12 protein-coding genes are annotated in these 13,160 nt (G+C 70.3%); 9 read left to right on the top strand and 3 right to left on the bottom strand.

Going from position 1 to position 13,160, the window contains the following annotated elements; genetic code table 11:
• The first annotated feature begins 94 nt into the window (after positions 1–94).
• From ABZ738_RS03020 to ABZ738_RS03000, 5 genes are all read left to right on the top strand, one after another.
• Positions 95–1,531, top strand: coding sequence for a TldD/PmbA family protein (locus ABZ738_RS03020; RefSeq protein ID WP_357210575.1), 1,437 nt, complete (start codon positions 95–97; stop codon positions 1,529–1,531).
• A gap of 129 nt (positions 1,532–1,660) precedes the next feature.
• Complete coding sequence (locus ABZ738_RS03015; RefSeq protein WP_357210573.1) at positions 1,661–3,055, top strand: metallopeptidase TldD-related protein; 1,395 nt, start codon at positions 1,661–1,663, stop codon at positions 3,053–3,055.
• 270 nt (positions 3,056–3,325) lie between these two features.
• Entirely contained in the window at positions 3,326–4,138 is an 813-nt protein-coding gene (locus tag ABZ738_RS03010) for a hypothetical protein (RefSeq protein ID WP_131052709.1), read from the top strand.
• Between the two features lie 11 nt (positions 4,139–4,149).
• The gene (locus ABZ738_RS03005) at positions 4,150–6,099 is read left to right on the top strand and encodes a fumarate reductase/succinate dehydrogenase flavoprotein subunit (RefSeq protein ID WP_357210570.1); all 1,950 of its coding nucleotides are present in this window, start codon (positions 4,150–4,152) and stop codon (positions 6,097–6,099) included.
• Positions 6,100–6,102: 3 nt separating this feature from the next.
• On the top strand, positions 6,103–7,173 hold the full coding sequence (locus ABZ738_RS03000; protein ID WP_131052711.1) for a succinate dehydrogenase/fumarate reductase iron-sulfur subunit: 1,071 nt from the start codon (positions 6,103–6,105) through the stop codon (positions 7,171–7,173).
• A 104-nt stretch (positions 7,174–7,277) separates the two neighbouring features.
• Here ABZ738_RS03000 and ABZ738_RS02995 read toward each other — a convergent pair whose 3' ends face one another.
• Complete coding sequence (locus ABZ738_RS02995) at positions 7,278–8,558, bottom strand: ATP-grasp domain-containing protein (RefSeq protein WP_357210569.1); 1,281 nt, start codon at positions 8,556–8,558, stop codon at positions 7,278–7,280.
• A gap of 102 nt (positions 8,559–8,660) precedes the next feature.
• Positions 8,661–9,134 carry a (deoxy)nucleoside triphosphate pyrophosphohydrolase gene (locus tag ABZ738_RS02990; RefSeq protein ID WP_131052713.1) on the bottom strand — a complete coding sequence of 158 codons (474 nt, stop codon included), beginning with the start codon at positions 9,132–9,134 and terminating at the stop codon, positions 8,661–8,663.
• A gap of 182 nt (positions 9,135–9,316) precedes the next feature.
• Here ABZ738_RS02990 and ABZ738_RS02985 point away from each other — a divergent pair, with 182 nt between their 5' ends.
• The 4 genes from ABZ738_RS02985 (at position 9,317) to ABZ738_RS02970 (ending at position 12,051) form a co-directional block, all read left to right on the top strand.
• Positions 9,317–9,640: a 4a-hydroxytetrahydrobiopterin dehydratase gene (locus tag ABZ738_RS02985; RefSeq protein WP_176095181.1), complete on the top strand. Its 324-nt coding sequence runs from the start codon at positions 9,317–9,319 to the stop codon at positions 9,638–9,640.
• A 73-nt stretch (positions 9,641–9,713) separates the two neighbouring features.
• Positions 9,714–10,076 (top strand): PH domain-containing protein, encoded by a 363-nt coding sequence (locus ABZ738_RS02980; RefSeq protein ID WP_131052715.1) that lies wholly within the window; start codon positions 9,714–9,716, stop codon positions 10,074–10,076.
• Positions 10,077–10,302: 226 nt separating this feature from the next.
• Positions 10,303–11,040: a class I SAM-dependent methyltransferase gene (locus ABZ738_RS02975; protein ID WP_357210564.1), complete on the top strand. Its 738-nt coding sequence runs from the start codon at positions 10,303–10,305 to the stop codon at positions 11,038–11,040.
• 288 nt (positions 11,041–11,328) lie between these two features.
• Positions 11,329–12,051 carry an ElyC/SanA/YdcF family protein gene (locus ABZ738_RS02970; RefSeq protein WP_131052717.1) on the top strand — a complete coding sequence of 241 codons (723 nt, stop codon included), beginning with the start codon at positions 11,329–11,331 and terminating at the stop codon, positions 12,049–12,051.
• Positions 12,052–12,071: 20 nt separating this feature from the next.
• On the opposite strand, the gene ABZ738_RS02965 is transcribed toward ABZ738_RS02970, so the two are convergent.
• Positions 12,072–13,010 carry a hypothetical protein gene (locus tag ABZ738_RS02965; protein WP_131052718.1) on the bottom strand — a complete coding sequence of 313 codons (939 nt, stop codon included), beginning with the start codon at positions 13,008–13,010 and terminating at the stop codon, positions 12,072–12,074.
• Between the last annotated feature and the right edge of the window lie 150 nt (positions 13,011–13,160).

Raw genomic sequence — 13,160 nt, 5'->3', positions numbered from 1 at the left:
TCTCAGGGCCCGGCACGGCACGAGCCGTCCGTCGCGCGTACGTCGGTCGGCTGGCCTAGGGTCGGCCCATGAGCGAGCACGACGGGGTGCGGGGATGACCGAGTTCGACGCGGCCGAGGTCGCCGTGCAGGCCGCGCTGGACGCCGGCGCCCGGTACGCGGACGTCCGCGTGATGCACCGGCGCTACGAGTCGATGACGGCCCGCAACGGCGAGGTGGAGGCACTGACCCAGGACGAGAGCATCGGGCTGGGCGTCCGCGCGCTGGTCGGGTCGAGCTGGGGCTTCCACGCCGTACCCGAGGTCTCCGACGCGACCGCCCGTGACGCCGGCCGGCGGGCGGCACGGATCGCCGCCGCGAGCGCGCGGGTGCCCGGCCCCCCGGTGGACCTGGTGCCGTCGACGCCGACCACGGCGAGCTGGGCCTCGCCGTGCGAGGTGGATCCGCTCGGCGTCTCGCTGGCCGCCAAGGGTGACCTGCTGGTGGCGGCGACCCGCACGATGGCCGAGCACGGCGCCGACCTGACCGAGGGCCTCTACCAGGTCTGGGACACCTCGAAGTGGTTCGTCTCCAGCGAGGGCCACCGCATCGACCAGCACATCCGCGAGTGCGGTGCGGGCATCTCGGCCACCTCGGTCGGCGACGGCGAGACGCAGCGCCGGTCCTGGCCGAGCTATCGCGGGCAGTACGGCACCACCGGCTGGGAACTGGTCGACTCACTGGACCTGACCGCGCACGCGGCCCGCATCGCGGAGGAGTCCCGGGCGCTGCTGACCGCGCCGCTCTGCCCGGCCGGCGAGACCGACCTGATCCTCGGCGGCGAGCAGTTGGCGCTCCAGATCCACGAGTCGGTCGGGCACGCCATCGAACTCGACCGCATCCTCGGGTGGGAGGCGGCCTTCGCCGGCACGTCCTGGCTGGACCTCGACCGGCTCGGCTCGCTGCGGTACGGCTCCGACCTGATGAACATCACCATCGACCCGACCATCCCCGGCGCGCTGGGCAGCTTCGGCTACGACGACGAGGGCTCACCGGCGGTCCGGCGTGACGCGGTCCGGGACGGGCGGTGGGTGGGCGTGCTGGCCGGCCGGGACTCGGCCGCCGTCGCGGGCCTGGACTACGGCGGCAGCGTACGCGCCGACGGCTGGGCCCGGCTGCCGATGGTGCGGATGACCAACGTGGGCCTGGAACCCGGCCCGCACACCCTGGAGGAGATCGTCGCCGCCACCGACGAGGGGGTGCTGATGGACGTCAACCGGTCCTGGTCGATCGACGACAAGCGGCTCAACTTCCAGTTCGGCTGCGAGATCGGCTGGGAGATCCGCAACGGCCGGCGCGGGCGGATGGTCCGCAATCCCACGTACACCGGCATCGGGCCGCAGTTCTGGCGCTCGATGGACATGCTCTCCTCCGAGATCGTCCCCTGGGGCACCCCGAACTGCGGCAAGGGCCAGCCGGGCCAGACCGGCCACACCGGCCATCCGGCGGCACCGGCCCGCTTCCGCGGCGTCCGGGTAGGAGTGCGCGCATGAGCGAGCGAATCATCAAGCTCAGCCAAAATGACGACACGCAGCGAAGCGGAGTGGCGTCATGAACGAGCGCAGCGAGCGAATCATCAAGCTCAGCCAAAATGACGGCACGCAGCGAAGCGGAGTGGCGTCATGAACGAGCTGGAGCTGGCCGGGCGGGTGGTGGAGTTGGTCGCCCGGCTGGGCGGGACGGACGCCCAGGCCGAGGTGACGGTGTCCCGGGGCGAGTTGGCGTTGACCCGGTTCGCGAACTCGGCGATCCACCAGAACGTCGCCGAGTCCGCCGTGGAGGTCCGGCTGCGGCTGCACCTGGCGGGGCGTACCGCCACCGGGGTGGGCAGCGCGGTCAGCACCGACGGGTTGCGCGCGCTGGTGGAGCGGGTGGTGGCGGCGACCCGTTTCACGCCGCCGGACCGGGGCTGGCCCGGCCTGACCCCGCCGACGACGATGCCGGCACCGGCGCTCTGGGACGCCGCCACCGCCGACGCCGGTCCGGACGAGCGGGCCGATCTGGTGCGGGCCTTCGTCGACGCGGCCGACGGGTTGGAGACGGCCGGCTACTGCCGCACCGCGCACCGGTCGGTGGCGTTCGCCAACTCGGCCGGACACTCGGCGCAGGGTCGCACGGCGGAGGCCGCGATGGACGGGATCGCCCGGGCCGGTGGCGCGGACGGGATGGCCCGGCACTGCGTCGACCGGCTGGCCGACCTCGACGGCGCCGCTCTCGGGCGACGGGCCGCCGCGAAGGCGCGGGCGGCCCTGGACCCGATCGAGTTGGCGCCGGGGCGGTACCCGGTGGTGCTGGAGCCGGCCGCGGTGGCGGACCTGTTGCAGAACCTCGCCTGGTACGGCTTCAACGGCAAGCGGTACGCCGAGCGGCAGTCGTTCGCCGAGCCCGGAACGGCGCAGCTCGACCCGGCGGTGACACTCGTCGACGATCCGCTCGGCGCCAGCGGGTTGCCGTTCGACCTGGAGGGCACGCCGACCGGCACGGTGACCCTGGTGGACGCGGGCACCACCACGGCGGTGGCACATGACCGGCGCAGCGCCGCCGAGTCGGGCACCACCTCGACCGGTCACGCCGCGCCCGGCAGCGCCACGTTCGGTCCGATGCCGCGCAACCTGCGGCTGGTCCCGTCCGGTCGGGCCGAGGCGGTGGAGACGGTCGGGGCGACGGTGCCGCCGAGCGGGGCGACGGTGGACGCCGACACCGCGGCCCTGGTCTCCCGGATGGGGCGTGGCCTGCTGGTCAGCGACCTCTGGTACACCCGGGTGCTCGATCCGAAGAGTCTCGTGGTGACCGGGCTGACCCGTAACGGGGTCTGGCTGGTCGAGGAGGGTCGGGTCACCCACGCGGTCCGGGACCTGCGCTTCACCGAGTCGTACCCCCGGGCGCTGGCGCCGGGCGGGGTGCTGGAGGTGGGTCGCCGGGCGGTACGCCAGCCGGACCGCTTCGACGGTGTCTGGCGGGAGGCGCCGTCGCTGCGGTTGGCCGCGTGGAACTTCACCGGCGGGGCGTCCGGCTGACCAGCTCATCGGCCGTTTGTCGATCTTTTTCGGACGCTCACATATTGATCATGGCGAGAGACTTTCCAAAGTTCGGGACACACGGGACACTGCCTTGCGCGGACGGCCCGCCTAGATCGGCGTAACGTGTGTCACTTAGCTGCGCCGACAAACCCGGTGCGGTCGTTGGTGTGCGCATGACGTGGCACGTGGGCGCGGGATGACCGGTCCGCCTGCCGACCGGAAGTGTTCCGCCGCCCGTGACAGGGCCCCGTCAGGGAGACGACGCGAATGACATCATCGGCAACGAAACCGAAACCGCGGGGGGCGCGGGCACGTGCCGCCATCGCGGCGAAGACGTTGCGTACGGACCGTTGGTGGCTCGCGCCACTGATCACCGTCATCGGGCTCGGCGCATGGATCACGTACGCGACGGTCCGGGTCTTCATGCACCGGTGGTACTGGGTCGAGGAGTACCACTACCTGACCCCGTTCTACTCCCCCTGCGTGACCGACCGGTGCATTCCGGAGGCGTCGCACTTCGGGCAGTACCTGCCGGGCTGGTGGATCATCCCGGACGCCGCGTTCACCCTGCCGTTCCTGCTGCTGTTCCGGCTCACCTGCTACTACTACCGCAAGGCGTACTACCGGTCGTTCTGGCTCTCGCCGCCGGCCTGCGCGGTGCCCGACGGTCACGCCAGCTACGGCGGCGAGACCCGGTTCCCGCTGATCGTGCAGAACTCGCACCGGTACTTCTTCTACTTCGCCGCGATCATCTCGTTGATCAATACCTGGGACGCGATCGCCGCCTTCCGCAGTCCCGAGGGCTTCGGCTTCGGCCTGGGCAACCTGATCCTGGTCGGCAACGTGGTGATGCTCTGGGCGTACACCATCTCCTGCCACTCCTGCCGGCACATCATCGGCGGACGGCTCAAGAACTTCTCCAAGCATCCGGTCCGCTACCGGGCCTGGGGCTTCGTCTCCTGGCTGAACGTCCGGCACATGCAGCTCGCCTGGATCACCCTCGGCACGTTGGCGCTGACCGACTTCTACGTCATGTCGATCGCCGCCGGGTGGATCTCCGACCTGCGGTTCATCAACTAAGGGCCCCCGACATGACCAATCCTCAGCACGGACCGAGCACCACCACCCGCATCGAGCGACACCACTACGACGTCGTCGTGATCGGGGCCGGCGGCGCCGGCCTGCGCGCGGCGATCGAGGCGCGGCTGGCCGGCAAGAAGACCGCCATCATCTCCAAGTCGCTGTTCGGCAAGGCGCACACGGTGATGGCCGAGGGCGGCGCCGCGGCGGCCATGGGGAACGTGAACAGCCGGGACAACTGGCAGGTGCACTTCCGGGACACCATGCGCGGCGGCAAGTTCCTGAACAACTTCCGGATGGCGGAGCTGCACGCGAAGGAGTCGCCGCAGCGGATCTGGGAGCTGGAGACGTACGGGGCGTTGTTCGACCGTACGAAGGACGGCAAGATCTCGCAGCGCAACTTCGGCGGCCACGAGTACCCCCGGTTGGCGCACGTCGGCGACCGGACCGGCCTGGAGCTGATCCGCACCCTCCAGCAGAAGATCGTCTCCCTGCAGCAGGAGGACAAGCGCGACCACGGCTCGTACGACGCCCGGATCAAGGTCTTCGCCGAGACCACCATCACCGAACTGCTGCTCGACGGTGACCGGGTCGCCGGCGCGTTCGGCTACTACCGGGAGTCCGGGGAGTTCGTCCTCTTCGAGGCGCCCGCCGTGGTGCTCGCCACCGGCGGCGTCGGTCGCTCCTACAAGGTCACCTCGAACTCGTGGGAGTACACCGGGGACGGCCACGCGCTGGCGCTGCGTGCCGGGGCGACCCTGATCAACATGGAGTTCCTCCAGTTCCACCCCACCGGCATGGTCTGGCCGGTCTCGGTCAAGGGCATCCTGGTCACCGAGTCGGTACGCGGTGACGGCGGCGTGCTCAAGAACTCCGAGGGCAAGCGGTTCATGTTCGACTACGTCCCCGACGTCTTCCGCAAGCAGTACGCGGAGACCGAGGAGGAGGCGGACCGCTGGTACACCGACCCGGACAACAACCGGCGTCCGCCGGAGCTGCTGCCCCGCGACGAGGTGGCCCGGGCGATCAACACCGAGGTCAAGGAGGGGCGGGGCACCCCGGCCGGCGGCGTCTACCTGGACATCGCCTCCCGACTGCCGGCCGAGGAGATCCGTCGCCGCCTGCCGTCGATGCACCACCAGTTCAAGGGCCTGGCCGACGTCGACATCACCAAGGAACCGATGGAGGTCGGCCCGACCTGCCACTACGTGATGGGCGGCATCGAGGTCGACCCGGACAGCGGTGCCGCGCACGGATCGGTGCGGGGCCTGTTCGCCGCCGGTGAGGTCTCCGGCGGGATGCACGGCTCGAACCGGCTGGGCGGCAACTCCCTCTCCGACCTGCTGGTCTTCGGCAAGCGCGCGGGTGGCCACGCGGCCACCTACCTCGACCAGCTCGGCGGGCGCCCCCGGGTGGCCGTGGAGGCGGTGGAGCACGCGGTGGAGACCGCGCTGGCCCCGCTGCACCGGGACACCGGCGAGAACCCGTACACCCTCCAGCAGGACCTCCAGGCGGTGATGGGCGACCTGGTCGGCATCATCCGGCGGGAGGCCGAACTGGAGGACGCGCTGGTCCGGCTGGCCGAGCTGCGCGAGCGGGTGGCGAAGGTCAGCGCCTCCGGCGGCCGGCGTTACAACCCCGGCTGGCACCTCGCGCTGGACCTGCGCAACATGCTGGTCGTGTCGGAGTGCACCGCCAAGGCGGCGTTGGAACGCCGCGAGTCGCGCGGCGGCCACACCCGCGAGGACCACCCGACGATGGATCCGCAGTGGCGCCGGGTCAACCTGGTCTGCTCGCTGGAGGGCGACACCGTCCAGCTGGAGCGCAAGCCGCTGCCGAAGATGCGGACCGAACTGATCGGCCTCTTCGACCGCGCGGAGCTGGCCAAGTACCTGACCGACGAGGAACTGGCCGAGTTCGACGCCGTCGCCGCCGCTGACGCTGCCGGGAAGGAGAGCTGAGGAATGGGTACGAAGCGCAACTTCCGGATCTGGCGGGGTGACGCCGACGGGGGTGACCTGCAGGACTACGCCATCGAGGTGAACGAGGGCGAGGTGGTCCTCGACGTGCTCCACCGCCTGCAGGCGACCGACGCGCCCGACCTGGCGTGCCGGTGGAACTGCAAGGCGGGCAAGTGCGGCTCCTGTTCGATGGAGATCAACGGGATGCCGAAGCTCAGCTGCATGGCCCGGATGTCGACGTTCGAGGAGAACGAGACGGTCACGGTGACGCCGCTGCGCACCTTCCCGGTGATCCGGGACCTGGTCACCGACGTGTCGTTCAACTACGAGAAGGCGCGCGAGACCCCGGCCTTCGCACCCCCGGCCGACCTGGCCCCCGGCGACTACCGGATGCAGCAGGTCGACGTGGAGCGCTCGCAGGAGTTCCGCAAGTGCATCGAGTGCTTCCTGTGCCAGAACGTCTGCCACGTGATCCGTGACCACGACGAGAACAAGCCGGCGTTCTCCGGGCCGAGGTACTTCATCCGGGCCGCCGAGCTGGACATGCACCCGCTGGACACCAGGACCGACCGCAAGGAGTACGCGCAGACGGAACAGGGTCTCGGCTTCTGCAACATCACCAAGTGCTGCACCGAGGTCTGCCCCGAGCACATCAAGATCACCGACAACGGGATCATCCCCATGAAGGAACGGGTCGTCGATCGCAGGTATGATCCACTCGTATGGCTCGGTAGCAAGATCTTCCGGAGGGGTCAGGTGCCTCAGACCAGCGTGACCAGCGAACACACCCCGGGCGCCGTGCGCTCCAGCGCCAGCGGCCACGGCGTGCACTCGCACGCGGGCGGCTCCCACGACACCGACGCCGAGGTGCAGGCCCAGCAGGGCGTCAACTGGCACCGCGAGGTGCCCCGGCCGACCGCCCCGGCGGTCGACGCGAGCGGCAAGCTGCCGCTGACGGAGCTCACCTTCGACCGGGCGGCGGCACCCTCGCCCTTCGGCGACGACGTGACCTTCCCGCTGCCCCCGGAGCACCTCAACTTCGCGCATCCGGAGCAGGACGACAAGAAGCACTGACACCCGTTTCGACCGGGGGGCCGTGGCATCCGCCACGGCCCCCCGCTTCGTTCCCGCGCCATGGCCATGCGATCTCCACGTCGACGGCCGTGGTCGCCGTCGGCTCAGATCGCGTGTTCGGCACCGACCTCGGCCGGCACCCGCTTCGCTATCCGCAGGTTCAGCTTCCACGCGGCCCGCTGGGCAAGACCGACCGCCTCCTCGGCGCTGGCGGCGCTGGCCCGCACCTGCGCGACCCGGGAACCCGAGTCGGAGAGCAGCTCCACCGGGGCACCGACCTGGACCAGTGCGGTGACCTCGACCGACGGACCCAGGGCCTGGGCGTCCTCGACACCGTCCAACCCGGCGAAGATCCCCGCCTCCGGCGCGGTCACGAACCAGATCGCCTCGCTGGTGCCGCTCGGCTCGGCGTTGCGCAGCCGCTCCTGCACCGGCTCGCCGAGCACCAGGTCGATCGAGGCCGCCGACATGTCCACCCCGCTGACGATCGACGCCATCCGCCCGATGTCGTCACCACCGAGACGGGCGTTGACCTCCACGATCCGGGGTCCGTCCGAGGTCAGGACGACCTCGGTGTGGGCGGGACCGTCGGTGAACCCGAGGGCGTCGAGCATCCTGACGACGTACGCGCGCACCACCTCGGCCTCCGCGTCGGGGATCTGCGCCGGCACCACGTGCCCGAGTTCGACGAACGTCTCCGGGTGGGAGAACTTCTGGGTGATCGCGAGCACCGAGGTGACTCCGTGCTGACTGATCGACTCGACGCTGAACTGCGGCCCGGACAGGAAGGGCTCGACGATCACGCGGCGGTTGGCGCGGTCGGGATCGATCGGTGACTCCTGGTCGGACGCCCGTCGTAGCGCTGCGGCCAGGTCACTGCCCCGGGTCACCTTCGACACGCCCAGGCTTCCGCAACCGGCGGCCGGCTTCACGATCCAGGCGGCCTCCGGGTGCCCCGCGCCGACGATCGCGGTCAACTCGGCGAGGCTCTCGACGGTGCGGGCCCGGACGTTCTCGACGCCGGCCTCGGCCAGGTGGGTCCGCATCGACTCCTTGTCCACGATGCGCCGGACCACCGAGAGCGGCGGCACGCCGGGCAGGTCGAGTGCCGTGGCGATGCGCGCCGCCAGCACGGTGAGCGGCTCACCCAGGCAGGCGACGGCGTCGAACGGGTCGACCGCGTGGATGGACCGGACCATCTCGACGACCAGGTCGTCGGGCTCGTCACCCTGGATCGCGAGGACGCGCGCGTGGTGTCCGAGACTGCCGAACCAGGTCAGGAGTTCGCGGGAGGTGACGAAGGTGGTGCGGGTCTGCGGGCGGTGCGCCAGGAACGCGCCGTTGCCGCCACCCACCAGGAGGACATGAGAGGGCCGTCCGCTCATCAATGCTCCGTATGCTCTCGGCTACCGGGAGTCACAGTCTCCGTACTGGCACCGTTCGGCACCATCGTCTGACCATCGGTAACACCTGACGCGTACGGCGGGTTACCTCTCGGATGCCGGCCCGTCGGGCGGGGCGTCGGCGGATCCGAGCAGCGGACGGAGGGCGGCGACGATGGGGGCGTCGGCGGGCAGCCAGGTGACGGTGTCCAGCTCGGCGGCGGAGAGCCAGCGCATCCCCGAGTGCTCCAACGCCTGCGGTCGGTCACCGTGCAGCAGGCGGGCCGCGTACACCTTGAGCACCGAGCGGCCGTGTGCCATCCGGACGCTGCGGCCGACCCGGTCGCCGACCTCGACGCGTACGCCGAGTTCCTCGGCGCACTCCCGGGCCAACGCCGCCGTCTCGCTCTCCCCCGGCTCCACCTTCCCGCCAGGGAATTCCCACATGCCGGCGACCTCGGGTGGGGCCGATCGGGCACAGGCCAGCACTCGCCCGTCCTCGATGATGGCCGCCCCGACGATCACCTTCGGGTCCCTGCGGGCAACCTGCCCGCCACCATTAGCCCGTTCGGTCCGCACGGGCGTCCAGCGTGCCAGATCAATCGGCGGTTTGGGTAGCCTGGTCGACCGTCAGGGCAGGAATCCCAAGAAGTGTGGGCGTGGACACACCATCCGAGTGACGTAAGACTAGAGGCACCGACAAGACACGGGGCGGCGACGATTTGGCCACAAGCCGGCAACGAAGCCTGGGAGGTGCGGTGATGCGTGCGCTGTTCGGCGGTCGAGCAAAGCACGACTACCTGAGCGACGCCCTCACCCTACTCAACGGGTGGACGCGCGAGGGCGACCAGATTCGGCGCACTCTGGTCATAGACGACACGCAGCACGCGGCCCTGACCGAACGGGTCAAGGTGGTCGCTGACGCGCTGCACCTGCGACCGGAGATCAGCCGGCGGGCCGACCACACCCAGATCCGGGTCGGGCACCACGACGAGCCCCTCACCGAGGGTGAGGTCCTGCTGGCCGCCCGGATCGAGGACGCCTACCGCGCGGTGGCGGAGCCGGGCGAGGACCGCCTGAGCTGACGCCGCGTCCGGGACGGTCCGACGGACTGACCTGGCGGATCTTGGTTGGCGTCGGCCACCTACCGTGGAGTACATGACGAACGCGACGTACGACCGCAAGGAGCAGTTCCAGCAGATCCAGAGTGGCCTGCTCGACGGGGAACAGATCATCGCCGTCTACGACGCCGTCGGCACCGGCACCGGGTTCATCGGGCTGACCGACCGGCGCGTGATCATCCAGGACCGTTCGTTCGTCGGCAAGAAGTACGCGATCACCAGCATCCCGTACTCGAAGATCACCAGCGTGAGCGTGGTCAGCAACAAGTCCTGGGGCGGCTCGTTCTTCTCCACCGGCGCCATCGCCATCCACGTCGGCACGCACACCTACGAGGTGGAGTTCCGGGGCGACCAGAAGAGCCACCACGTGCACAACGTGATCCTGCACTACATCAGCTGACGACGGCCGACGCGGCACCCACGCGCCGGAAAACGGGTTGCCCGCCGCCATCGAGCCCGCTTGGCTGGTCCTCAGCCGATCGAAGGGAGCGACCGACATGAGGTACGCCACGACGCACGTCCAGCGACCCACAGTCACCGACTCCGTCGAAACGAGGCTTCGTGAGTACGTGGTTTCCCACGATCGAGGCGCCGCACGGCGCCGCTAGCAGCACCGGAGGCCGCTGATGTCGGTCTTCGACGACCCGGGGCACTTCGGCCGGTTCTGGGCCGACACCTACGACCTGCCCGGTGGACTGCCCGACCCGATGCCGGCTGCGGCGTTCCTCGCCGACCTGGCCGGTGACGGTCGGGCGCTGGAACTCGCCATCGGCACCGGCCGGGTGGCCCTCCCGCTCGCCGCGCACGGCTGCGCCGTCGAGGGGGTGGAGGGGTCACCCGAGATGGTCGCGAAACTGCGCGACAAGCCGGGCGGCGCCGACATCCCGGTCGCCATCGGCGACATGGCGGACGTACCCGGGGTCACCGGGCCGTACCGACTGGTGTTCCTGGTCTTCAACACGTTGTTCAACCTGACCCGCGAGGAACGGCAGGCGGACTGCTTCCGCAACGTCGCGCGGGTGCTGGAACCGGGCGGGACGTTCGTCATCGAGACGTACGTGCCCGACCCGGCGGACATCGACCGGGACGAGCAGGTCCGGCCCTGGGAGGTGACCGAGGACTCGGTCGCCATCCGAGTACACCGGTACGACCGTGCGGCGCAGACGTTCCTCCGGCAGACCGTCACCTTCGACGGCACCGGAGTACACCTGCACCCGTTCGCCATGCGGTACATGTGGCCGGAGCAGATCGACGAGATGGCGGCCCAGGCCGGCTTCCACCTCGCCGAACGGTACGCCGACTGGGACCGCTCGGCGTTCGGGGCGGACAGCACCTCGCACGTCTCCGTCTACCGGCTCGGCTGACGACCGGTGCGGGCACGGGACGGCCGTCGTGCCGCTTCGTGCCCGCACCACCCACCAGTCCGGACGGGTACGTCGGGCCCGGAAGCTCGCCCCCTGCGGCCCCTGTCGAGCTGAACCGTTCAGCGCATCACCCAGGCCGGCGGCTCGCACCGAGTGGGCCGATCGATGATCCGTTCGCGCCATCAGCTCGACAGCGTCCATATCCCTATACCGACGCCACCCTCTGCACCAGCCATCCACGTGCCGGCGCGGGGAGTGGCCTCGCCACGGGCTGGGATAATCGATCACATGCCGATCCGTACCGCCGTGTCAGCCGGACTGCGCCGGGTCAGGGAGAACGGCCGGGGCCGCTGGCTGCGCCGGGCGGTGCTCGCCGGCACGGCCGGCGTGGTGCTGGTCACGACCGGAGCCTGGGCCAGCATCGGTTGGATCCGTTCCGGCGCCGACGGGCACACGTACACCGCCGAGGCGGTGCCCGAGGCCCCCGTCGCCCTGGTGCTGGGCACCCGGGTCCAGCCGGACGGCACCCCGTCGCCGTTCCTCAGCGCCCGCCTGGAGATCGCCCGCGAGTTGTACGCCACCGGCAAGGTGCGGGCGATCCTCGTCTCCGGCGACAACATGCGCCACGACTACAACGAACCCGAGGCGATGCAACGTTGGCTGGTCGACCGGGGCGTACCCGCTGACAAGGTGGTGCTCGACTACGCCGGATTCGACACGTACGACTCCTGCGCCCGCGCCAAGCGGGTCTTCGGCGTGGAGCGCGCGACCGTGGTCACCCAGTCGTTCCACCTGGACCGGGCCGTCACGGTCTGCCGTCACCTCGGCGTCGACGCCAACGGTGTGGGCGACGAGACGATGCGGGAGCTGAACAACCGGACCTGGCGGATCAGCTCGACCCGCGAGTACGGCGCGGGTCTGAAGGCGGCGGTGGACGTCCTCTCCGGCCGTGACCCGGTGCACCTGGGCGAGCGCGAGACCGCCCTCGACGACGCGCTGCGCGCCGGCTGACACGCCGCCGCACCGGTGCCTCAGGAGAAGTTCGTCGGATAGACGCGCCGCTTGGCGCCGGTCTGCTGAGCGGCGGTCGCCTGCCGCTGCGCCACCGGGATCTGGGCGACCATCGGCGGCGGCGCGACCTTCGTCAACGGTCCGGGTACGGCCAGTTCCTCGACCACCTGGATCTGGCCCGGCGGGATCACCTCCAGGGTCTGAAAGTTGTTGCTGTCACCGCTCTTGTCCTGGCGCCACCGGTCGTTACCGGTGATGCTCGCCTCCGGCACGTCGAAGCTGAGGACGAGGCCGCCGCACTCCGCCACGTCCCGGAGGGCGGGCTCGTGTTCTTTCATTCCCATGGCCCACTCGGTGTGCTGCCGCGCGTAGGAGAGCGCCACCTCGAAGCTGAGCGTGACGGTGTGCCAGCCCTGGTCCTTGTACTCCGCAGCGACGATGTGTTTCTCCCACCGCTTGCAGCCGATACCGCCACCGGCCTTGCCCGGGTCGAGTCCCACAGCCGAGATGCTGCCGGGCCCGGAATAGAAGTTCTCCCGGTTGGTGCCCTGGTAGAAGCGGCAGATCCCCGGAGGTGCGGGAGCCGGTGCCGGATTCGCCAACCGCCACAGGTGCCCCTGTCGCGTGTTGAACGCCTGGAGCGCGACCGGGTCGCCCACATCCACGGCGAGCTCGTGCAGGCGGGCGGCCAGCCGGTAGAGGATCAGCTTGTCGGCGATGGCGCCGAGCGCCGGACCGGCGTACGTGACGGAGAGAACGATCATGTTGGCAACCGGGAGGTAGTCGCTGCCGACCGGGGTGTCGAGAAGCCCGACACTCAGCGGCGCGGGCTGACCGGCATCGAGTGACGCCACGGCGTCGGCGACCAGCTGGTCCGTCCCGGCCAACTGGTGGAGTCGCGCGGTCAGTCCCGGGTGCGCGGGTGGGGGTGCCGGAAGGGCGCCTGGGGTGGGTTGCATACTCGCGACCCTAGGCCGAACAATCACCCTCTGTCACAACTCGATCGCGAAGCAGACTGACAGATCGCCACGTTGGAAGATCGTGGCAGTGTGGCTGTTCGACACGCCGGGTCCAGAGCAGCTGCACTGCCACGACCCGGGCCGAACTCA

Source organism: Micromonospora sp. NPDC047793, from assembly GCF_040642635.1.
GTDB lineage: Bacteria > Actinomycetota > Actinomycetes > Mycobacteriales > Micromonosporaceae > Micromonospora.
This window is presented reverse-complemented; position numbering and strand designations above follow the sequence as displayed.

What these genes read in the sequence shown, in the direction of transcription:
- ABZ738_RS02985 (WP_176095181.1), top strand. Translation starts at nt 9,317, where the DNA reads ATGCGTGCGCTGTTCGGCGGTCGAGCAAAGCACGACTACCTGAGCGAC.
- ABZ738_RS02970 (WP_131052717.1), top strand. Translation starts at nt 11,329, where the DNA reads ATGCCGATCCGTACCGCCGTGTCAGCCGGACTGCGCCGGGTCAGGGAG.
- ABZ738_RS03015 (WP_357210573.1), top strand. Translation starts at nt 1,661, where the DNA reads ATGAACGAGCTGGAGCTGGCCGGGCGGGTGGTGGAGTTGGTCGCCCGG.
- ABZ738_RS03005 (WP_357210570.1), top strand. Translation starts at nt 4,150, where the DNA reads ATGACCAATCCTCAGCACGGACCGAGCACCACCACCCGCATCGAGCGA.
- ABZ738_RS02965 (WP_131052718.1), bottom strand. Translation starts at nt 13,010, where the DNA reads ATGCAACCCACCCCAGGCGCCCTTCCGGCACCCCCACCCGCGCACCCG.
- ABZ738_RS03000 (WP_131052711.1), top strand. Translation starts at nt 6,103, where the DNA reads ATGGGTACGAAGCGCAACTTCCGGATCTGGCGGGGTGACGCCGACGGG.
- ABZ738_RS03020 (WP_357210575.1), top strand. Translation starts at nt 95, where the DNA reads ATGACCGAGTTCGACGCGGCCGAGGTCGCCGTGCAGGCCGCGCTGGAC.
- ABZ738_RS03010 (WP_131052709.1), top strand. Translation starts at nt 3,326, where the DNA reads ATGACATCATCGGCAACGAAACCGAAACCGCGGGGGGCGCGGGCACGT.
- ABZ738_RS02995 (WP_357210569.1), bottom strand. Translation starts at nt 8,558, where the DNA reads ATGAGCGGACGGCCCTCTCATGTCCTCCTGGTGGGTGGCGGCAACGGC.
- ABZ738_RS02980 (WP_131052715.1), top strand. Translation starts at nt 9,714, where the DNA reads ATGACGAACGCGACGTACGACCGCAAGGAGCAGTTCCAGCAGATCCAG.
- ABZ738_RS02975 (WP_357210564.1), top strand. Translation starts at nt 10,303, where the DNA reads ATGTCGGTCTTCGACGACCCGGGGCACTTCGGCCGGTTCTGGGCCGAC.